Source organism: Bradyrhizobium sp. HKCCYLRH2047 (assembly GCF_051168175.1).
Lineage (GTDB): Bacteria > Pseudomonadota > Alphaproteobacteria > Rhizobiales > Xanthobacteraceae > Bradyrhizobium.
Map to the genome: position 1 here is coordinate 15,981 of NZ_JBNPUM010000017.1, position 21,313 is coordinate 37,293.

Annotated in this window: 18 protein-coding genes; 8 read left to right on the forward strand and 10 right to left on the reverse strand. The window is 66.2% G+C overall.

Annotation, left to right across the window (positions count from 1 at the left end):
* Positions 1 to 151 precede the first annotated feature (151 nt).
* The 3 genes from ACQR1D_RS28915 to ACQR1D_RS28925 all read left to right on the forward strand — a co-directional run bounded on the left by ACQR1D_RS28915 (position 152) and on the right by ACQR1D_RS28925 (position 3,433).
* Entirely contained in the window at positions 152 to 1,216 is a 1,065-nt protein-coding gene (locus ACQR1D_RS28915; protein ID WP_434840309.1) for an acyl-CoA dehydrogenase family protein, read from the forward strand.
* A 19-nt stretch (positions 1,217 to 1,235) separates the two neighbouring features.
* Positions 1,236 to 2,393: an acyl-CoA dehydrogenase family protein gene (locus tag ACQR1D_RS28920; protein WP_316216819.1), complete on the forward strand. Its 1,158-nt coding sequence runs from the start codon at positions 1,236 to 1,238 to the stop codon at positions 2,391 to 2,393.
* Positions 2,394 to 2,626: 233 nt separating this feature from the next.
* Positions 2,627 to 3,433 carry an enoyl-CoA hydratase/isomerase family protein gene (locus ACQR1D_RS28925; RefSeq protein WP_316182928.1) on the forward strand — a complete coding sequence of 269 codons (807 nt, stop codon included), beginning with the start codon at positions 2,627 to 2,629 and terminating at the stop codon, positions 3,431 to 3,433.
* A gap of 57 nt (positions 3,434 to 3,490) precedes the next feature.
* Here the strand turns inward: ACQR1D_RS28925 and ACQR1D_RS28930 are convergent, their stop codons facing one another.
* From ACQR1D_RS28930 to ACQR1D_RS28940, 3 genes are all read right to left on the reverse strand, one after another.
* Positions 3,491 to 4,261 carry a hypothetical protein gene (locus tag ACQR1D_RS28930; protein ID WP_434840308.1) on the reverse strand — a complete coding sequence of 257 codons (771 nt, stop codon included), beginning with the start codon at positions 4,259 to 4,261 and terminating at the stop codon, positions 3,491 to 3,493.
* A gap of 68 nt (positions 4,262 to 4,329) precedes the next feature.
* Positions 4,330 to 5,124, reverse strand: coding sequence for an enoyl-CoA hydratase (locus tag ACQR1D_RS28935; protein ID WP_434840307.1), 795 nt, complete (start codon positions 5,122 to 5,124; stop codon positions 4,330 to 4,332).
* A gap of 109 nt (positions 5,125 to 5,233) precedes the next feature.
* Complete coding sequence (locus ACQR1D_RS28940) at positions 5,234 to 6,418, reverse strand: ABC transporter substrate-binding protein (RefSeq protein ID WP_434840318.1); 1,185 nt, start codon at positions 6,416 to 6,418, stop codon at positions 5,234 to 5,236.
* Between the two features lie 223 nt (positions 6,419 to 6,641).
* Here ACQR1D_RS28940 and ACQR1D_RS28945 point away from each other — a divergent pair, with 223 nt between their 5' ends.
* The gene (locus ACQR1D_RS28945; RefSeq protein WP_434840306.1) at positions 6,642 to 7,418 is read left to right on the forward strand and encodes a thermonuclease family protein; all 777 of its coding nucleotides are present in this window, start codon (positions 6,642 to 6,644) and stop codon (positions 7,416 to 7,418) included.
* Positions 7,419 to 7,466: 48 nt separating this feature from the next.
* Complete coding sequence (locus ACQR1D_RS28950; protein ID WP_315800914.1) at positions 7,467 to 8,933, forward strand: M48 family metalloprotease; 1,467 nt, start codon at positions 7,467 to 7,469, stop codon at positions 8,931 to 8,933.
* Positions 8,934 to 9,026: 93 nt separating this feature from the next.
* On the opposite strand, the gene ACQR1D_RS28955 is transcribed toward ACQR1D_RS28950, so the two are convergent.
* Entirely contained in the window at positions 9,027 to 9,887 is an 861-nt protein-coding gene (locus ACQR1D_RS28955; RefSeq protein ID WP_434840305.1) for an N-acyl homoserine lactonase family protein, read from the reverse strand.
* On the reverse strand, positions 9,847 to 10,602 hold the full coding sequence (locus ACQR1D_RS28960) for an SDR family NAD(P)-dependent oxidoreductase (RefSeq protein WP_434840304.1): 756 nt from the start codon (positions 10,600 to 10,602) through the stop codon (positions 9,847 to 9,849). Before ACQR1D_RS28960 ends, ACQR1D_RS28955 begins: the two co-directional genes overlap by 41 nt.
* A gap of 135 nt (positions 10,603 to 10,737) precedes the next feature.
* On the opposite strand from ACQR1D_RS28960, the gene ACQR1D_RS28965 reads away from it, so the two are divergent.
* Entirely contained in the window at positions 10,738 to 11,628 is an 891-nt protein-coding gene (locus ACQR1D_RS28965; protein WP_434894230.1) for an AraC family transcriptional regulator N-terminal domain-containing protein, read from the forward strand.
* Between the two features lie 130 nt (positions 11,629 to 11,758).
* On the opposite strand, the gene ACQR1D_RS28970 is transcribed toward ACQR1D_RS28965, so the two are convergent.
* From ACQR1D_RS28970 to ACQR1D_RS28990, 5 genes are all read right to left on the reverse strand, one after another.
* Complete coding sequence (locus ACQR1D_RS28970) at positions 11,759 to 12,589, reverse strand: CarD family transcriptional regulator (protein WP_315800572.1); 831 nt, start codon at positions 12,587 to 12,589, stop codon at positions 11,759 to 11,761.
* 499 nt (positions 12,590 to 13,088) lie between these two features.
* Complete coding sequence (gene fdxA / locus ACQR1D_RS28975) at positions 13,089 to 13,427, reverse strand: ferredoxin FdxA (protein ID WP_035660174.1); 339 nt, start codon at positions 13,425 to 13,427, stop codon at positions 13,089 to 13,091.
* Positions 13,428 to 13,540: 113 nt separating this feature from the next.
* On the reverse strand, positions 13,541 to 13,798 hold the full coding sequence (locus ACQR1D_RS28980; RefSeq protein ID WP_315800916.1) for an RNA-binding S4 domain-containing protein: 258 nt from the start codon (positions 13,796 to 13,798) through the stop codon (positions 13,541 to 13,543).
* Between the two features lie 73 nt (positions 13,799 to 13,871).
* Positions 13,872 to 17,429, reverse strand: a complete 3,558-nt coding sequence (locus tag ACQR1D_RS28985) for a helicase-related protein (RefSeq protein ID WP_434894229.1) — start codon at positions 17,427 to 17,429, stop codon at positions 13,872 to 13,874.
* A gap of 538 nt (positions 17,430 to 17,967) precedes the next feature.
* On the reverse strand, positions 17,968 to 18,744 hold the full coding sequence (locus tag ACQR1D_RS28990) for a DUF3108 domain-containing protein (protein ID WP_434894231.1): 777 nt from the start codon (positions 18,742 to 18,744) through the stop codon (positions 17,968 to 17,970).
* A 608-nt stretch (positions 18,745 to 19,352) separates the two neighbouring features.
* Between ACQR1D_RS28990 and rpmB the strand changes: the two genes are divergently transcribed.
* A complete protein-coding gene (gene rpmB / locus ACQR1D_RS28995) occupies positions 19,353 to 19,661 on the forward strand; it encodes a 50S ribosomal protein L28 (RefSeq protein WP_172114511.1) in 309 nt (102 codons plus the stop codon).
* 342 nt (positions 19,662 to 20,003) lie between these two features.
* Positions 20,004 to 21,266 (forward strand): T6SS phospholipase effector Tle1-like catalytic domain-containing protein, encoded by a 1,263-nt coding sequence (locus tag ACQR1D_RS29000; protein WP_315800574.1) that lies wholly within the window; start codon positions 20,004 to 20,006, stop codon positions 21,264 to 21,266.
* Positions 21,267 to 21,313 lie beyond the last annotated feature (47 nt).

Genomic DNA, 21,313 nt, shown 5'->3' on the forward strand with positions numbered 1-21,313 from the left:
ATCGCTCGCCTCCATGCGGCGAGCGGACGGGGCCCTGCAGCGCGCTACGCTTGTCAGGGCCATCGCTTGCGCCCATCATGCCGGCAAGACATCGCCGGCGCGCGCAGGACATGGCGCGCCGAGACCGACGATAACGAGGGCGAGGAGCGCTGTGGCGGAAGCTGAGAACATCGTCGTTGCGACCGCGGAGAGGATCTTCGCCGATCTCGCCGACCCGCAGACGATCAACCACGACAAGGACGGCCGCTGGACGGCGCCGCTGTGGCAGGCGCTGAGCGAGGCCGGCCTGACGCTCGCCTGGGTGGGCGAGGAATTCGGCGGCGCCGGCACTGACCTCGCCGACGGCTTCGAGATCATCAATGCCACCGGCCGTTTTGCGATTGCGGTGCCGCTGGCCGAGACGCTGCTCGCAGGCTGGCTGCTGCAACAAGGCGGCATTGCCTCGCCCGACGGCGCCATGACGATCGCGCCGGCTCATCCGAGAGACCGGATCACGCTCGACGCTGACGGCACCTTGTCCGGCCATGCCCGCGGCGTGCCGTTCGCCAGAGCCGCGCAGCATGTTGCCGTGCTCGCGCAAGGCGGCGACGGCGTGTCGATCGCGCTGGTCGAGACCGCGCGGCTGCGCATCGACGCGGGCCTCAACCTCGCCAACGATCCCAGCGACACGCTAACGTTCGACAAGATCACGCCGGTGGCATGCCGGCCGGCGCCGGCCGGCTTCGACGCCACGACATTGATGCTGATGGGCGGCGTTGCCCGCGGACTGCAGATCGCCGGCGCGCTGGATCGGCTGCTCGCGATCAGCGTCAACTATGCGGGTGAGCGCGTCGCCTTCGAGAAGCCGATCGGCAAATTCCAGGCGGTGCAGCACAATCTGGCACGGCTGGCCGGCGAGAGCGCCGCCGCGAGCGCGGCGGCGACATCGGCCGCGGATGCGATCGCACGGGCCAGCGCATTCGACGACGCGGTGTTTCTCGAAGCCGTGGCGGCCAAGATCCGCTGCGCCGAGGCCGCCGAGAAGGGCGCGGCGATCGCCCATCAGGTACATGGCGCCATCGGCTTCACCACCGAGCACATCCTGCATCGCTTCTCCCTGCGCGCGCTGGCCTGGCGCGACGATTTCGGCTCCGAGAGCCATTGGGCCGTCGAGCTCGGCAGGCGCGTCGCCGCACACGGCGCCGATGAGCTGTGGCCGCTGGTCGCCTCGCGCTGACGACGAAGAGGATTGCCGCATGACCGCACTTCGTTTCGATCCGATCCGCCTGCCGAGAGAATGCGAGGAGCTGCGCAAGGAGGTGCGCGCCTTCCTCGCTGATGAGATCGCGGCCGGCACCTTCAACCCGTACCAGCCCAAGCGCGAGGATGCCGACGCGCGCGAGTTTGCGGCCCGCGTCGGCGCGCGCGGCTGGATCGGCATGACCTGGCCGAAGCAATATGGCGGCCACGAGCGCTCGTTCCTGGAACGCTACGTCGTGACCGAGGAGATGCGGGTCGCCAATGCGCCTGTCAGGCGCTTCTTCGTCGCCGACCGGCAGAGCGGGCCGATCCTGCTGCGCTACGCGCCCGAGCATATCAAGATGGACATCCTGCCGCGCATCTGCCGCGGCGAGCTGTGCTTCGCGATCGGCATGAGCGAGCCGAACTCGGGCTCCGACCTGTTCGCCGCCAAGACGCGCGCGACCAGGACGGACGGCGGCTGGCTGATCAACGGCTCGAAGATCTGGACCACGTCGGCGCACATGGCCGACTACATGATCGCGATCTTCCGCACGTCGCCGGCCACCAAGGAGAACCGTCGTCATGGCCTGACGCAGTTCCTGGTGAACATGAAATCACCGGGAATCAAGGTGAACCCGATTGGGCAGATCACCGGGCAGAAGGAGTTCAACGAGGTCGTCTTCACCGACGCCTTCGTGCCGGACGATCATCAGCTCGGCGAGATCGACGGCGCCTGGAAGCAGGCCACCTCCGAGCTCGCCTATGAGCGCTCGGGGCCCGAGCGTTTCCTCGAAACCTACTATGTGCTGACCGAGCTGGTGCGCGCGGTCGGTCCCAACCCCGACACGCGCAGCGCGGAGGGCATCGGTCGCCTGGTGGCGCAGCTGCACACGATGCGGCGGATGTCGGTGTCGGTCGCCGGCATGCTGCAGGCCGGCAAGGAGCCGGTGGTCGAGGCCTCGATCGTCAAGGACGTCGGCACGGTCTGGGAGCAGCAGCTGCCGCATCGCGTCCGCGACCTCGCCGCGTTCGTCGAGGACAACGCAGGAAATCGCGAGACCTTGGAGAGCCAGCTGACCTTCGCGATGCAGACCGCGCCGAAGCTGACCATCCAGGGCGGCACCACCGAGGTGCTACGCGGCATCATCGCGCGCGGGCTGGGGTTGAGGTGATTGTAGGAGCCAATTCGGCTTGCTCGGTGCACCCTCTCCCCTTGTGGGAGAGGGTGCCGGAGATGCGAAGCATCGGAGGCGGGTGAGGGGTCTCCATCCGCACGGCCAACTGCCGAGAGAACCCCTCACCCGGCTCGCCGTCGCTTTCGCGTCGGCGATCCACCCTCTCGCACAAGGGGAGAGGGTGCACCGGCCGTACCGCTGCATTAGGTAACTAATCAGGAGACCCCACCATGACCCACTTCCCTGACATCGGCGTCGAGATCCACGGCCATGTCGGCCTGATCGAGATTCGCCGGCCGCCGCTCAACTTCTTCGACATTTCACTGATCAACCAGATCGCCGATGCGCTGGAGGGCTTCGACCGCGACATCGAGATCCGCGCCTCGGTGCTGGCGGCGCAAGGCAAGGCGTTCTGCGCCGGCGCCAACTTCACCGATCCGGCGCGCCAGGCGCAGGAAGCGGCCGGCGCCAAAGGCGATCCGGCCGACAGCCTCGGGGCGATCAACCATCTCTACATGCAGGCGGTGCGGATCTTCCGCTGCAAGAAGCCGGTGGTCGCCGCGGTGCACGGAGCCGCCATCGGCGGCGGGCTCGGCCTCGCCGTCTCGGCCGACTTCCGCGTCACCTGTCCGGAGGCGCGGTTCTCGGCCAATTTCACCAAGCTCGGCTTCCATCCCGGCTTCGGGCTGACGGTGACGCTGCCGGAGCTGGTCGGCAAGAACAACGCCGAGCTGATGTTCTACACCAGCCGCCGTGTCACCGGCGAGGAAGCGCTCAGAATCGGCCTCGCCAATGAATGCGTGCCGCAGGACGAGGTGCGGACGGCCGCGATGAAGCTCGCCGCCGAGATCGCCGAATGCTCGCCGCTCGGCCTGCTGTCGACCCGCGCGACGATGCGCGCCAATCTCGCCGACCGTGTGATGGCGGCAACCGAGCACGAGCTCGCCGAACAGACCCGGCTGCGCGCGACCGAGGATTTCAAGGAAGGCGTCAAGGCCACCGAGGAGCGGCGCTTCGCGAACTTCAAGGGGCGGTGACGAACCGCGAGCTTCGAACGTCGGCATGGCCGGGCTCGTCCCGGCCATGCCGATCGACTAGTTGGCGACCGCCCCCTGCAACGCGAAGGCAACGCCGCCAATTGTGAAACAGCCGCCTGAAACCGCATAGCCACGAGCGCGCGCAGCGTCGGCCACACGTGCAGCATCGGCGACGCGGAACGTCAGCCCGCTCATGAGCTCGCGCTCGCCGGGTTCGATGCGGATGCCGGCGTTCGGCAATTTCAACTGCTGAACACCATCGCTGGCAGACGGCACCACATCGAGAATGCGCCCCCAATGCGCGGCAAGCGCGGCCGGCTCGGGGCTCTGCAGCACCACTTCGGTCATCGCCTTCGTCACGTCGCTGCGGATCGCGCGCGTCCAATCCGGCCCGGCGGGCGGATAGGCGCCGAGCACATCGTCGCTGCCCTCGGTGTGATTGAGCTCGATGAAGACCGCGCGGCAGTCGCGGGGATGCAGTTGCACGCCGTGATAGGGCGGATGATCGATGACATTGGCCGTACGCACGCCCATCGCATTGGCTCGGGACGCGCGGCCATCGGGATCATCGCAGGCGAAGATCGCCATGTAGCCGCCGCGACCGCCGGTCTTGTCGAGGAAGCGTCCGGCCGCGGTGTCCTCGCGGGTCGGCGCGATCACCTCGAGCAGGATCGGCCCGACCGGCAGCAGCGCATTCTCCAGCCCGTATTTGCCGACATGCGGGTCGCGATAGCAGATCTCCAGGCCCATGATCGCGGCGATGTCCGAGACGACGGGCTCGAGGCTGCGGGCGACGAGACAGATCTGGCGCAGGTGGAGGTAAGGCATGCAGTCCTCCTCGAGACGTTACCTGTTCACGCAGGCCAGCGGCCTCAGCAGCGTCATTGCGAGCGACGCTACCGTCCCTGAAACAGCGGCGCGCGCTTCTCGACGAAGGCTTTCGCCGCCTCCCTGTGGTCCTCGGTGTCGCTGCAGCGCGAGTGATGCATCGCCTCGGCGTCGAAGCAGGCCTCCAAGGTCAGCGTCTCGGCGTTGTTGATGTTGCGCTTGATGTAGCCGAGCGTCACGCTCGGCCCCTGCGCCAGCGACATCGCCAGCGCGCGCGTGGCCGCCTCGACCTCGGCGTCGGGCACGACCTTTGTCACCATGCCCAAGGCGAGCGCCTCCTGCGCCGTCAGGACCGGCGAGGTCAGATACAGCTCCCGCGCCTTGGCGCTGCCGAGCAGTTGGGTGAGGAAATAGGTGCCACCGAAATCGCCCGACAGCCCGACCTTGGCGAAGGCTGTCGTGATCTTGGCCGACTCGCCGGCCACCCGCAGATCGCAGGCCAGGGCGATCGACAGGCCGGCGCCGGCGGCCGCGCCGTCGATCTGCGCCACCACCGGCTTCTGCATCTGGTGCAGCAGCCGCGACACCTCCATGCGCTCGCGCAAGGTCGTCACCTTGGTCTCGAACGAGGGCGCGGTCTTGGCTTCGGCCATCGCCTTGACGTCGCCGCCGACGCAGAACGTGCCGCCGGCGCCCTTGAGCAGCACCGCGCGCACCTCCGGATCATTGGCCGCGCGATGCGCCGCCTCGACCAGCCCCTTGGTCAGGTCGCTGTTGAGCGCGTTGCGCCGCTCCGGCCGGTTCATCGTGATCGTGAGCAGGCCGGACTCGAGATGCTGCAGGACGGTGGTGTTGGTGGTCATGGCGGACGTTCTCCGGTTTTGGCCGTCATTGCGAACAAAGTGAAGCAATCCAGAGTCGCGCGCGCAGTCCTGGATTGCTTCGTCGCTTCGCTCCTCGCAATGACGGCAGCTACTTCTTCACCAGCGGGCAGCGCGACGCCTCGAGCGGCTGGAATGCCTCGTTGCCCGACACGGTCGCGAGCAGCTTGTAGTCGTCGGACTTGGCCTTCGACTCCGACGGCTTCTTGACCTCGAACAGGTACATGTCATGCACCATGCGGCCGTCCTCGCGGATGCGGCCGCCCTTGGCGAACATGTCGTTGATCGGCGTCGCCTTCATCAGCTTCATCACGGCGTCCGCGTCGGTCGTACCCGCAGCCTTCACCGCCTTCAGATAGTGCGTCACCGAGGAGTAGACGCCGGCCTGGGCCGAGGTCGGCACGCGCTTGGTACGCTCCATGAAGCGCTTGGTGAAGGCGCGGGTGTCGTCGTTGAGATCCCAGTAGAACGCTTCCGCGACCAGCAGCCCCTGCGCCGTCTCCAGCCCGACGCTGTCGATGTCGGAGACGAAGGCGAGCAGCGGCGACAGCTTCTGTCCGCCCTTGGTGAGGCCGAATTCGGCCGCCTGCTTGATCGCGTTGATGGTGTCGCCGCCGGCATTGGCAAGCCCGATCACCTTGGCCTTGGAGGCCTGCGCCTGCAGCAGGAAGGAGGAGAAGTCCGAGGTGTTGAGCGGATGACGCACGCTGCCGAGCACCTTGCCGCCCGACTTCACCACCACGGCGGTGGTGTCCTTTTCCAGATCCTGGCCGAACGCGTAGTCGGCGGTCAGGAAGAACCAGCTGTCGAGGCCGGACTTCACCGCCGCCAGGCCGGTGACGTTGGCCTGCGCGAAGGTGTCGAACACGTAGTGCACGGTGTAGGGGCCGCAGGCCTCGTTGGAGAGCCTGACAGAGCCGGGACCGTTGAAGATGATGATCTTGTTGCGCGCCTTGGCGATCTCGCCGGCGGCCAGCGCGGTCGCGGAGGCGGCGACATCCCAGATCATCTCGACGCCCTGGTTGTCGAGCATGTCGCGGGCGATGTTGGCGGCGAGATCGGCCTTGTTGAGATGATCGGCGGCGATCACGTCGATCTTGCGGCCCAGTACCTCGCCGCCGAAATCCTCCACCGCCATCTTCGCCGCGGTCTCGCTGCCCGGACCGGTGATGTCGGCGTAGAGGCTCGACATGTCGAGAATGCCGCCGATCTTCAGCGGCGGCTTGCTCTGCGCATGCGCCACGCCTGCGGACAACGTCAGCGCCGACGCCAGCATGAACAACGACGCCGCCGCGCCGCGGATGGTTCTGCTCATTGATATCCTCCCTGCCGGGCACGTCGCTACATGGCGACGGCCTCTTTGATAGTTCTCATCATGGCGCACGCATGCGCATGCGGCAAGCGCTCAGCACGCTCAGCAAAGGCGTCGCCGGTCGCCGCTTTCCGCTCAGTGGAATGGAAATTTCGTGCGATGATGCAGCATGGCGAGAGTGCGCGGAATGCAGAGCGGACGAAGGCTGGTTGCGCTCGGTGCGAGCGTGGCGGTCATCGCAATGACGTCGGCGAGTCACGCCACACCGTGCATGCTCGCGGAGCTCGGCGAAGGCCACGTCAGCGAGATCATCGATGCACGCGGCTTCCGTCTCGATGACGGTCGCGAGGTCAGGCTCGCCGGCATCGAGGTGCCGCCGGAGGAGCAGCGCGCGACGTCGGTGGATGCGCTGGGCGCGCTGCTGCGCGACCGCGACGTCGTGCTCCGCGGTGAGGACGACACCCCCGACCGCTACGGCCGGCAGCGCGCCTTCGTCTTCGTGGCCGGCGCGGACCAGCCGGTGCAAAGCGAGCTGCTGCGGCAGGGCGCCGTGCTGCGCGGCATTGACCTGCCCGACCGGGATTGCGCCCTCAGCCTGGGCGCGGCGGAAGCCGAGGCCCGCAACGCCGGGCGTGGTCTCTGGAAGATTGCGACCGTCATAAAAAACACGGAAAGTCCAGACGATATTTTGTCTCGCGTAGGGCTATTTACGGTTGTCGAAGGGAAGGTGTTGTCCGTACGACAGACGGGGACAACAACTTATCTGAACTTCGCTCGTAACTGGACACGGGGCTTCGCGGTGACTATTCCAAAGCGTATGATGGCGGTATTGGAAGGTGCCGGCATCGACGTCAAATCACTTGCGAATCGGCAGGTTCGCGTGCGCGGTTGGATTGAAGCGCATGCGGGTCCGAGACTGGAACTGACGCAGACCGCCCAGATCGAGATTTTAAGCGGGAATTGACCGCTGAGGTACATGAGTAGCGACGTGAACCTGTCTGTTCGAAAGCGCATGACGGTGATGAACTGCGGTTCGCGGATCGCACCGGCGCTGCTGTGCCTGGGGCTGGCGCTGGCCGGTTGCAGCGACATGGGCAAGTTGCAGCAGGCGACGGCGCCGTTGCCGACGCCGCGGCCGAAGCCGGCGATGGTGCAGACGACGCCGGCAAGCGATCGCGAGCACGAGCGCATTCTTGCAACCTATGGCGGCGCCTATGAGGATCCTCAGCTCGAGGGCCTGATCTCCAAGATCGTCGACCGGCTGGTGGCTGTGTCCGATCGCCCCGACCAGGGCTACAAGGTCACGATCCTGAACTCCGGTGCGGTCAACGCTTTCGCGCTGCCGACCGGCCAGCTCTACGTGACGCGCGGGCTGATTGCGCTCGCCAACGACACCTCCGAATTGTCCTCGGTGCTCAGCCACGAGATGGCGCATGTGCTGGCGCGCCATGCTGCGATCCGCGAGGACCAGGCGCGGCAGGCCGCGGTGGTGACCCGCGTCGTCTCCGACATGGGCAACGATCCGGACCTGACGGCGCTGGCGCTCGCCAAGACCAAGCTGACGATGGCGAGCTTCTCGCGCACCCAGGAGTTCGAGGCCGACGGCATCGGCGTCGGCATCTCCGCCAAGGCGAAGTTCGATCCCTACGGCGCGGCGCGCTTCCTGACCTCGATGGAGCGCAACGCCGAGTTGAAGGCCGGCAAAGTCGCGATCGACCCGCGCGCGCAGGACTTCCTGTCGTCGCATCCGGCGACGCCGGAGCGGGTGCAGAACGCCGCCGCCATCGCCAAGCAATACGTCTCCCCCGAGGCCAGGGAGCATGACCGCGAGACCTACTTGGCTGCAGTCGACAACATCGTCTACGGCGAGGACCCGAGCGAGGGCTTCGTGCGCGGACGGCGCTTCCTGCATCCGAAGCTCGGCTTCACCTTCCAGGCGCCGGAGAACTTCACGCTCGACAACACCGCGCAGGCGGTGATCGGCGTACGCGAGGGCGGCGCCCAGGCGATGCGCTTCGACGTCGTGCGCGTGCCGGCGCAGCAGACGCTCGGCGACTATCTGAACTCCGGCTGGATGGAGAACGTCGACAAGTCGGCGACCGAGGAGCTGACGATCAACGGCTTCCCGGCGGCCTCCACGACGGCGAGCGGCGATCCCTGGCAGTTCAAGGTCTATGCGCTGCGCGTCGGCAGCGACGTCTACCGCTTCATCTTCGCCTCGCGGCAGAAGACCACCGAGAGCGAGCGCAATGCGCGGGAGACGGTGAACTCGTTCCGCCGGCTCAGCCTGGAGGAGATCCAGTCGGCGCGGCCGCTGCGCATCAAGGTGATCACCGTGCAGCCCGGCGACACGGTCGAATCGCTGGCGCACCGCATGACCGGCGTCGACCGCCCGGTCGAGCGCTTCCGCGTGCTGAACGGCCTCGACGCCCGCGCCCAGGTCAAGGTCCGCGACCGCGTCAAGATCGTGGTGGAGTGAGCGCGATTTCCCCCTGAGCAAACCCTCAGGGCTGCCGCTCGCTCGAGCAGCTCGGCTGATCGGTCGAGGGGCGGACGGACGAGTGAACGCCCCCTAGTCGAAATACGCCGGCGCGTGCGCAAGCCCCGCCGACTGCGCCGTATCATGGTTGAGCCACAGCTGCGCGCGCTCTGCATCGACGATGGCGGCGATCCGCTCCATTGATGTCAGGGTCGCCTCGGCGCTTGCATTCATCGTCGGCACGCAGCGATGCGCCATGTTGTAGCGGTCATGCGCGGCGTCGCCCGATAGCAGGACCGCCCCGGAGCCGGCGAGCCGCACCAGCAGCGAGCAGTGGCCCGGCGTATGGCCAGGCGTTGAGATGACGCGCACCGAACCGTCACCGAACAGATCGACATCCCCGTCCATCAATTCGAGGCGGGCTTGCCGGAGGCAATCGTAGAGCAATGGCGCGTAGCCGAAGGTGCTGAAGTCCTTGCCGAACATCGCCGCGTGCTCCCGCCGCTGGATGTACCAGCGCGCATCGCGGAACAGCCTGGCATTGCCGATGTGATCGAAATGGGCATGGGACAGCAGCACCATCGCGACATCGGCCGGCGCGAGGCCGATTTCGGCTAGCTGAGCAGTGAGAGGCTTAGTGACCAGGCCTCTGATGCCGTGGGCGATGATCGGGCCTTCCGGCGCATCGGCCAGCCTCTCGTCGATCCCAGTGTCCCACAGGATCCATTCGCCCCGTCGCTGCAGCAGATAGACATGGCAGCTCAGCGTCGCCGGCTCGCCCTGCCATTTGCCCGGCGTGTAGACGGACCGATCCGGCGCGATCGCCTTGCCGGCATCGAGCACGTACAGACGATCAATCGTTCCCAACTGTCCAGTCATGGCGCTCACGGCAATTTCCTGCTTGCGGGCTCGATCAGATCGCCTGGCCGCCGGAGACTTCGATTCGCTGCGCATTGATCCAGCGGTTGTCCTCTGACAGCAGGCTCGCGATCATCGGGCCGATATCGTCGGGCACGCCGACGCGGCTGAGCGCAGTCATGCTGGCGAACACCCTGTTGATCTCGGGATTGTCGCGCACCGCACCGCCGCCGAAGTCGGTTTCGATCGCCCCTGGCGCCACGGTGTTCACCGCGATGCCGCGGCTGCCCAGCTCCTTCGCCAGATAGAGGGAGAGAACCTCCACTGCACCTTTCGCGGCCGCATAGGCCGCATAACCTGGAAACGAGACCCGCGTCAGGCCGGACGACAGATTGACGATGCGGCCGCCATCGGCGAGTAGCGGCAGCAGCGCCTGGGTCAGGAAATAGACGCCCTTGAAGTGAACATCGACCAGTCGGTCGAACTGCGCCTCCGTTGTGTCGGCGATCAGCGCATGGTCACCATGGCCGGCGTTGTTAACGAGGTGGTCGAACGTGTCGCGCTGCCAAGTCCGGCGCAGCGCTCCGCGCAGCGTCTCCGCAAACGGCGCAAAGGCGGCGACATCACCGGTGTCGAGCTGGAAGGCCAGCGCCTTGCGGCCCATCGCCTCGATCTCTTCGACGACGGCCGCCGCGTCCTCGGCCCGGTTCTGATAGGTGAGGATGAGGTCACTGCCGCGTTGGGCAATATGACGTGCCGCGCTACGGCCGAGCCCGCGGCTGGCGCCGGTCACGAGTGCGATCCTGGTCATGATTTTTCTCCGGTCGGGTTTGACTGGTCGGATATTGGACACCGACCACCGGCGGAGTTGCCGGAACCGCGCCGTTCCTTGCCTGATCCTCCAAATCGGGGTGTGTGGAGAGCGAGAGCGGGCTAAGTTACGGACATGACCAGCCTGCTCAATGCCGTCAGCCGCTATGCCGCTGTCCGCGCCGATACAGCCGGGATTGCCAGGACCCCGATCCCCGGACTCACGACGGTGCGCGCGACCGCACCGAGCGAGCTCGTCTACGCCATCTCGCGGCCGCTGGTGTGTCTAGTTGTGCAGGGCAGCAAGCAGGTCACGATGGGGCTGCAGGGACTGACGTTTTCCGCAGGCGATTCGCTGATCATCACCGCCGACGTGCCGACCGTCAGCCAGATCACGCGCGCGACCCGCGCGGCGCCCTATCTGTCGCTGGTACTGGAGCTCGATTCGGCGCTGATCGCGGAGCTGATCCTGCAGATGGACGGCACGACGGCGACGGACGGTTTTGCCGTCCGGGTCGAGCCGACCGAGGCGGAAGTGACGGACGCGGCGCTACGCCTGATGCGCTTGCTCGATCGTCCTGCCGGATTGCAGGTGCTGCAGGCTCAACTCTTGCGCGAGATGCATTATTGGCTGCTCGCCGGCCGGCACGGCGCGGCGATCCGCCGGCTCGGTGGCCCCGACAGCCACGCCCAGCGCATCGCCCGTGCGGTAGCCCTGTTGCGCGCCGAGTTCACCCAGGCCCTGCCGGTCGAGCGGCTCGCGGCTGTCGCGGGTATGAGCCTGTCCTCCTTCCACCAGCACTTCCGCAGACACACCTCCCTGTCGCCACTGCAATTCCACAAGCAGCTTCGGCTGATCGAGGCGCGCCGGCTGATGTTGGCCGAAGGCATCAGCGCGAGCAGTGCGGCGTTCGCCGTGGGTTACGAAAGCGTGCCGCAGTTCACGCGCGAATATCGTCGCCTGTTCGGCCGTCCACCGGTGCAAGACATCAAGGCGGCACAGGCCAAAGTCGAAGCTGTTGCGTGAGCTGCGTGCGGGTGCCGTGCCGGGGACTTGCCGGTCTCGACAGCGTCCCCTTTGAGCTAGGCAAACAAAAAGCCCGACCTTGCGGCCGGGCTTTCGTAAGCAACTAATTCGAAAACGCTTGAACGGTCGATCAGGCGGCCTCGTCGGCCACGGCGGTATCGTCGCCGTCGATGTCATCACCCTCGCCTTCCGCATCGCCCTCGGCGACCGCATCGGCTTCGGTCTTGGCGCCGCGGCGCGGGCTCTTGGCGAGCTGCGTCTCGATCTCCTTGACGGCCTCGGTCTCGGTCGAGTGCTGCACGACCGCGATCTCGCGCGACAGCCGGTCGAGCGCCGCTTCATAGAGCTGGCGTTCGCTGTAGGACTGCTCCGGCTGCGACTCCGAGCGATACAGATCGCGCACGACCTCGGCGATGGCGACGATGTCGCCCGAATTGATCTTCGCTTCGTACTCCTGGGCGCGGCGCGACCACATCGTGCGCTTGACGCGGGCGCGGCCCTTCAGGGTCTCCAGCGCCTTCTTGACCAGCGCCGGGTCAGACAGCTTGCGCATGCCGACATTGGCGACCTTGGCGGTCGGCACGCGCAGCGTCATCTTGTCCTTGATGAAGTTGATGACGAACAGCTCGAGCTTCGCACCCGCGATCTCCTGCTCCTCGATGGCCAGGATCTGGCCGACGCCGTGAGCCGGATAGACGACGAATTCGTTGGTCTTGAAGCCCTGGCGCTGGGTCGGCAGCTTCTTCTCCTCGACGCGCGGCGCGGCCGCGACGGGAGCAGCCGGCTTGGCGGCGACGGCGGGCTTGGCAACAGGGGCAGCAGCCGCAGGAATGGCGGTCTTGGTGGCAGCCTTGGGCGCAGCGGCGGCCTTGGCGGGCGCAGCCTTGGCAACAGAGTCCTTTGCAAGAGTGGTCTTCGCGGCGGATGCTTTCGCGGCAGTCTTGGCAGTCTTTTCAGGCATTGCGCTTCTTTTGTTCTTGGTGGACTTGGCAGCCGAGGCCTTCGCGGCAGCCCGAATCTCCTTTACAGGAGCCCGGGCACGGCCCTTGGAAACGCTGCGGCTGGCCGCGGCGGCTTTTTTTGTACTCTTGGAAGCACTCTTTTTACGCGTTTTCTGTGACACAGCCTGCGCGCGGAACTGCCACGCCCCTGTTTGATGTTGCGGGAACCTAAAAGGGCGGCCAAAAAAAGGTACGCATGGCCGGGTTCGGCTCTGAGAATGTGCTATATATAGCACATTTACCGCAAAAATCAATGATTTAGAGGCCGCAGGGGCGGTATTGTGACGGGTCCACGAAGTTAGGGTTAAGTGAAGCGTGCCGGAATAGAACAACTCATGCGGCGGTTCCCGCTCGCCGCAATCTCGTTCTAGGCCATTGTTTCCGCGTGGCGATTCCAATCAGCCACGGCCAGCGGCAGAATTGCCGGCGCCGCTCTCGCGCCAGCGCAGAGGTGACCCGTCAGTCTCCGGCGCCCGGCTTCGATGAAAAATATTTCTCGAATTTTCCGTCCTCGCCGTCGTGCTCCTTGGCATCCGCCGGCGGGTCCTTCTTCTGCGTGATATTGGGCCAGGACTTGGCATATTCGGCGTTCACGCCCAGCCATTTCTCCAGCCCCGGCTCGGTATCCGGCTTGATCGCGTCGGCCGGGCATTCCGGCTCGCACACGCCGCAATCGATGCATTCGTCCGGATGGATCACCAGCATGTTGTCGCCCTCGTAGAAGCAGTCTACCGGGCAGACCTCAACGCAATCGGTGTATTTGCATTTGATACAGTTTTCGGTGACGACGTAAGTCATCCAGGGCTCCGGAACGGATCGACAAATCGGCTGGCTTGGACTAGCGCAGGACGTGGTGTGCCGCAAGTGAAGCGGGGCGAAGAACTGAATTGGAATTGCGCCGGCGCAACCAATCAACTTCGGCCGCGACCTTCGAGGTCGTCGTAGAGCCCGCGCACGGACGCGGCGTCGCCGCGACGCGCGGCAAAGCCGGTCACCTTGAGCACGCGCACGCTGCGATCGAGCGCGATGGTCAGCACATCACCGGTCTTCACCCCATGGCCCGGCGAGGTCTCGCGCACACCATTGACCCGGACATGCCCCGACGACACCAGCGCCGCGGCGCTGGTGCGCGCCTTCACCAGCCGCGCATGCCACAGCCATTTGTCGATGCGCTGGCGCTCTGACGGGGTGTCGGACGTCGGCGTTGTCCTTCCAACCAATCTTGCCAACCGATCTTGCCGCTCAGTCCTTGCGGTTGTTCCCCGCGAGCTGCTCCTTGAGCGCAGCAAGCTTGGCAAACGGCGAATTGGGATCGACCGGACGGTCGCGATCCCGGCCGCCGCCGCTGCTCGATGCGTAGGGCCGCAGCGCCGGGCCGCTGTCGCGCTTGTCGCGGCCGCCCTTGCCGAAGTCGCGGCCACCGCGCCCCTCGCGGTCGCCCCCGAACTTGCCGCCCTTGTTGCGGTCCCGGTTCTGGTCGCGCCCCTTGGCATCATGATCGCGGCGCGGCCCGCGATCCTCGCGCGCCGGCGCCGACGCGCCCTCGGCTGGCGCCGCACCCGCCTCCGGCGGGCCCTTGCGGAAGTCCTTGCCGAACTCCTTCATCCGGTCGCGCCGACCATGGCCGCGGTGATGGCGCTCGCGCGCCTCGCCGCCCTCGGCCGGAGCGGTCCCGGCCGATGCCTGACCGCCGCCGCCCCCCTGCCCGCGCTCATGCTGCGGACGGTTGGGCCGGCCGCGATGATGATGGTCGTGGCGCGGCCTGCGCTCCTCCGACCGCCCGCCCGGCCGCCAGACCTCGACCAGGACGGGCTCGGCAGCAGGCGAGGCCTCGGCGGGAGAAGCCTCGGTGGCGGTCGATCCAGCAGCAGTTTCCGCCGCGGCAGCTTCAGCCGAAGCGTCGCCGATGCTTGTTGCCTCGTTCGCAACGGCCTCCGCGGCTTCTGGCTGCGGCGCATCCGCAGCGACGGCGGTTTCCGCCTCGGCGACGACGCTTTCGGCGGCCGTCTCGGCCATGGAAGCGGCGTCCGCCACATCCGGCGTGACGAAATCGACGGTCGGCAGCGATGCCAGGGCCGATCCCGACGTGGTTTCCGGCTGCTCCTCACCGACCATCGCGGGCACGGCGACGGCCTGCTCGGTCACCGGAGCGACGGCGGCCTCCGCGACGGTGGGAACCTGCTCGTCGGCCGGCTCGCCGGCGACAACTGCGAGGTCCTCGCCCGGCACAGCCTGCGCATCTGCCGGAGCGGCTTCGGCAGCAGCAGCTTCCGCGATGGCAGCAGCCTCGACGGGCTTCTCAATCGGCTTGGGCGGCAGCGGCGGACGCTTCTCCATGCGATAGCCGAGCGCGCGCAGGATGGAGGCGAAGTCCTCGCCGGCCGAGCCGGTGAGCGAGGTCATCGCCTGCGTCACCACGAAGCCGCGGCCGTCGAAGGCGCCGGCCGGCTTCTCGCCCGGCGCATTGTCGCGCCAGGCCAGGGCGGGACGAATCAGGTCCGCCAGCCGCTCCAGGATGTCGACGCGCACGGCGCGCTCGCCGGCCTGCTTATAGCCGAGCACGCGATAGGCATCGCGCGGCAGCGCCTTGTCGACCGGGAACGAGGTACGGCCCGAGCTCGCCAGATGCTGGGCGCCGGTCAGCGCGGACATGTCGACATTGCCCTGCTTCTCGGCCCACAGCAGCGCGGCGAGCGCGCGCGCCGCCGGCTTGAGCAGTGCCGGGACGTAGATGTGATAGGCCCCGAAGCGCACGCCATATTTGCGCAAGGTGGCGCGCGACGGCTGGTCGAGATCCTTCATCTCGGCGGCGATCTTGGCGCGCTCGATGACGCCGAGCGCCTCCACGAGCTGGAACGCGATGCCGCGGCCGATGCCGGTGATGTCCTCGGCCTTGGACAGCTCGAACAGCGGGCCGAGCAGCTTCTCGATATGCGTCTTCAGCCACAGATCGAGCCGCGCCTGGACTTTGTCGCGCGCAGCACCCGTCAGCCGCTCGTCGGCGATGATGCGCAGGCGCGGATGCAGCGCGTCGTCGGCCGCGACCAGCTTGGCGACCGCGTCGCCGGTCCAGCGCATCGTGCCGTCGGCGGTGAGCACGATGTGCTCGTCGGGCGCGCCGGACAGCTTCTCGGCGCGCGCCTCGATCTCGCCGGCCAGCGCCTTCTGGGCAGCAGCCTGCAAGGCCTTGGCCTCCGAGCCGGCTTCGGCGGCGTCGGGCGCGAAGGTGAATCCATCCAGGCGGCCGATCGCGTGCCCTTCAACGATCACTTCGCCGGTCTTGCCGATTTCCGTATTCAAAACACTGTTCTCCCGCAGGCGCCGCATCAATACACTGGTACGACGATCAACGAAACGCTCCGTGAGCCGTTCATGAAGGGCGTCTGACAATTTATTTTCGAGTTCGCGGGTAATCCCCTGCCAATAATCAGGGTCGCGCAGCCAGTCGGGCCGGTTGGCCACGAAGGTCCAGGTGCGAATCTGTGCAATCCGCCCCGACAGCGTATCGATGTCGCCATCGACGCGGTCGGCCTGATCGACCTGGGCCGCGTACCAGGCGTCCGGAATACGCCCCTTCTGCATCAGGAAGCCGAACACGGTGGTCACCAGCTCCGCATGGGCAGCCGGCGACAGCCTGCGATAGTCGGGAATCTGGCAGGTTTCCCAGAGACGCTCGACCGCTTCAGCGCCATGCGCCATGTCGCGCGCCTCGGCATCGCGCGCGGCATGATCGAGCACGCGCAGATCCTCCGCGGTCGGCGCGCGCGTCAGCGCGTCATGCCCCGGCGTAATCGCCAGGGAGACCTGGAGCGCGCTCAAGGACGCGAAATCAAGCCTGGAGTTGCGCCATTGCAGCACCTTCACGGTATCGAAGGTGTGGTTCTGGAGCGCATTGACCAGCTCGGGCTCGAACGGCGCACAACGTCCGGTGGTGCCGAACGTGCCGTTACGCGTCGCGCGTCCGGCACGGCCGGCGATCTGGGCAAACTCCGACGGCGTGAGCCGGCGGAACTGATAGCCGTCATATTTGCGGTCGGATGCGAAGGCGACGTGATCGACGTCGAGATTGAGCCCCATGCCGATCGCATCGGTGGCGACGAGATAGTCGACGTCGCCGTTCTGGAACATCGCCACCTGCGCGTTGCGCGTGCGCGGCGACAGCGATCCCAGCACCACGGCGGCGCCGCCATGCTGGCGGCGGATCAGCTCGGCGATGGCGTACACCTCGTCAGCCGAGAACGCCACGATGGCGGTCCGGCGCGGCTGCCGCGTGATCTTCCGGTCGCCGGCGAATTCGAGCTGCGACAATCGTGGCCGTGTCACCATCGACGCACCGGGCAACAGCCGCTCGATGATGGGGCGCATCGTCGCAGCCCCGAGCAGCAGCGTCTCGTCGCGCCCGCGGCGATTGAGGATGCGGTCGGTGAAGACATGGCCGCGCTCGAGATCGGACGCGATCTGGATCTCGTCGACGGCCAGGAACGACACGTCGAGATCCCTGGGCATCGCCTCGACCGTCGACACCCAATAGCGCGGGTTCTTCGGCTTGATCTTCTCCTCGCCGGTGATCAGCGCGACGGCCTCGCTGCCGACGCGATCGGCGATCTTGTTGTAGACCTCGCGCGCGAGCAGCCGCAGCGGCAGTCCGATGATGCCGGAGGAATGCGCGAGCATGCGCTCGATCGCCAGATGCGTCTTGCCGGTGTTGGTGGGGCCGAGCACGGCGGTGACGCCGCTTCCGGGAGCACGGTCGGACGTGCGCTCGAAAGGCGAGGCAGCCGAAGAGGACGAAAAAGCCATTCGTTAAATGTGGGTCTCGAAGCCGGCGTTGGAAGCGCGTCGTTCACGCGCGACGGATGCGGAATTGTCGTGTGTCTGGAGAGGCTGAGATGCTGACCCCTGTCTCACATTGTGACGCATATAGTGCCGCAGCTTAAGCTTCGGAACGCCTTGAGAACGAATCGCGAAGGAATCGCTGACTCTGTCGGCTTTCAGGCTTCGTTCACCGCAACATCTCGCGCTCTGCGATCAAGCCAGCACTAGATCAAGTTTTCGCGGGCTCCACAAGCAACGCTTTCCCGATGGAACTGGCGCGCATTTCAGGGCGTCCCGAGTCGAATCAGAATCAGGGAAGAGTCAAACGGATTCACGCGCAGCAGACAGCATCCATACGGGGACCGGCAAATCGGAGGTCAACGCGGAATCTCCATCGCATTCAAGCGAGAGCGGACGGCATGCCGCCAGACCTTCACGCCACGGCCGCTGTTGCGGCTCAGCCGCTGACGGGGCCGTGCCACAGCGACGAGATTCGGATGTGGAGGAGCAGCGATACGAGGCGCTACTGGGTCTTGGCGACGTGCGGCGCCGCCTGGGTGATGAACGACGTCGCCTCCAGCATCGCGGTCCCCAGCGGGGTCGGGATCACCATCTTGAACGGCACCAGCACGCGGGTGCCGGCGATCGGCACGAAGAAGATCTCCATGTTGCGGGCCTGAGCCAGATATTTGATGACCGGCCGGTCCGGGATGTAGCCCGCGACCGGCGTGAAGTAGATCGCGCAGACCAGCGCCGGACCGCGATAGCCCTTGTCAGCCTTGACGTTCTCCATGCGCTTGTAGTCGAGCTTGAGCTCGTAGCGCATGCGGCCGTCGAACACGGGCGCAACGCCGCGGCAGGAGTCCGGCGACAGCAGTTCGCCATTGCCCGGCACCCGCACCAGAGAGGCCGTCATCGGATCGAGCACGCCGCGCTTGTGGGCATCCGTCACCGGAATGCGGTCGGGATCGACTGGAGGCGCCGGCTCGATGGCGAAGTCCTTCACGGTGCCGTTCTGCAGATTGATGCGGATCTGCTCCGATTTCTTTCCCGTGGAGGTCGAGGCCTGGTAGCTCTGGCCGACCAGGGCGCCGTTGACGACGCGTCCCTGCACCGAGCCCGTGCCTGATCCTTGCGAGAAGCTCTTGAGCAGGCCGGCGGTGCCGCCCTGAGCCGCAGCACCATACTGATCATCCCCGATCTCGACCGCCCAGGTGCCCTTGCCGACGGGGATGCCGGCCAGGGAAGCCTCGTATTGAGCGTCCAACCGAGCCTGCGCCTGGACGCCTTGCGCCAGCAACAACAGGCAGAGCGCTGCCCCGGCCGCGGCCAGGCGGCCCGAGAGAAATGAGGGAACCGAGATGATGGTCACGTGACGAATGATCCTGCCGATCCGCCTGCCTGAGCGCCGGACCGATCCGACGCGCCGTCCTTGCTACTTAAGCCAAAAACGCCTTCAAACAACGCGAACCGTCCGACAATGGCGGTTTGTCCAGCGCTTTGCGCCTGAACAGCACTCAGAACCGTCGTCCGCAGCGCTGCCGGAACCGAGCCGCGAACCTCCGACCGCGCCAGCATGCCGCCATTCCGGACCGTTCGCGGGATATCCATCCATCACGTCCGAATGCGCCCTTTATATGGTCTAAACTGCCGGCTATACTATTGATTACACGCCTGCTTTTCTGCTGGTCGGCGATTTCGGCCCGACCAGGAGGAGGCATGGGTCGCGTCCTCCGGGTTCGCCGGCCCGGCTCTCGGTATTTGCTGCAGCCTTCAAAACCTTGACGAAAAGCCGCATCCCCCCTATAGGACCGCATCTCCCAGAGACGAGCTGGACGAGTTTTGGACCCCCGCGGCCCGCCGACATAGGCGGACGAAGGGTGCGGGGATGAGAGAGGATTTATTGCCATGTCGCGGCGCTGTGAACTGACGGCCAAGGGTCCCCAGGTTGGCCACAAGGTCAGCCACTCCAACATCAAGACCAAGCGGCGCTTCCTGCCGAACCTGTGCAACGTGACCTTCATCTCGGATGCACTCGGCCGCAACGTGCGCCTGCGCGTTTCGACCAACGCGCTCAAGAGCGTCGACCACAATGGCGGCCTCGACGCCTATCTGCTCAAGGCCAACGCCGCGACCCTGTCGCCGCGCGCGCTGGAGCTGAAGCGCGCCATCGAGAAGAAGGCGGCGGACGCTGCCCCGGTCGCGAAGGCGAGCTGAGAGAGCCAACCGAAATTCAAGATTGATGCAGAAGCCGGACGCGTCACGAGCGGGGCTTCGAGCTGAACGAGATGTCGAAACGGCCGGGTCGAGAGATCCGGCCGTTTTGCTTGCGGATGCCGTGATCAACTGACAACTCTGGACAAGGCAGCCGGCGCGGGGCGGCAGGACAGGTCGGGTGACCATCCGTTCGTACAACGGCGCCCAGCAGTCACTCCGCCATGTCGGCCGCGCCGCGCGCAACAGCGACCCAGACGAAGTGCCATAGGGAACCGACCTCCCCAACACCAGCCGGATGCTCTACACTCGTTGCGGTAGCATTATTGCGGACATTCCTTTGCCATGAAGAATATTGTCATCTGCTGCGACGGCACCGGCAACGAGATCAGTGAGAACATCTCGAACGTACTCAAGCTCTATCGCTGCCTGCGCAAGACCGACAAGACGACACCGCATCAGGCCGTATTCTACGATCCCGGCGTCGGCACGCTGACCCAGCCCGACACCTGGCACCGCTTCAAGGCCAATTTCAACATGGTGCTGGGGCTCGCGACCGGCTACGGCCTCGACGACAACGTCATCAACGCCTACTCCTTCCTGGCCACGCATTACGAGGACGGCGACCGCATCTTTCTGTTCGGCTTCTCGCGGGGCGCCTACACCGTGCGCGTGCTGGCCGGGCTGATCCACAAGATCGGGCTGATCTCGCCGGGTCAGATCAATCTCGTCGGCCCGGGCGTGATCGCCTACAAGAAGTACTCCTCGGACAATCCGAAGGCCGGGCGCGGCATCACCAAGGAGCTCGAGAGCACCGAGGAGGACGGGCCGATCCCGGAGAGCCGCGACGACCACGCCGCGCAGTTCGCGCGGATCACCTCGGCGCGCTGGCCGACAATCCATTTCGTCGGCGTGTGGGACACGGTGGCGAGCGTGATCGTGCCGCGCACCGACCGGCTGTTCGCGCTGCCGAGCCTCGAGGAGCTCGCCTTCACGATCGAGAACCCGAGCGTGAAGATCTTCCGCCAGGCTGCGGCGATCGACGAGCGCCGCTGCATGTTCCGGCTGAAGCCGTGGGGCATGCCGCAGACCTTCACGCCGAACCGCTTCAACAAGGCGCAGGCGCGACCGCAGGACGCCAAACAGGTGTGGTTCGCCGGCGTGCATTCCGACGTCGGCGGCGGCTATCCCGAGGTCCGGTCGGCGGCTTCGAAATATCCGCTGCTGTGGATGATCGACGAGGCGGTCGAGGCCGGGCTGACGGTCAATCCGCGCACGGTGAATCAGCTCGCCTGGGGCGTGCAGCGCAAGAACAGTCCGTTCTCCTATGTGGCGCCGAGCGTCCAGGGACCGCTGCACGATTCGATGACAGCGGCCTGGCGGGTGCTCGAATGGCTGCCGAAGAGCGCGACGTACAAGGAATGGCCGGAACGCAAGGCGCATTTCGGCTTCTACATTCCGAATGGCGAACCGCGCTTCATCCCCGACGGCGCCTTCGTTCATGAGAGCGTGCTGATGCGGATCGCGGAATCGAAGGACTATCGCCCCGTCAACCTGCCCGCGTCCTATGAGCGCATTCCGCTTCCGGTCAAACAGAAGGCGGAGTAGCAGCAACAGCGCGTTGCGCGTCGGGCAGGGCCTTCTGAGGCCCGCGT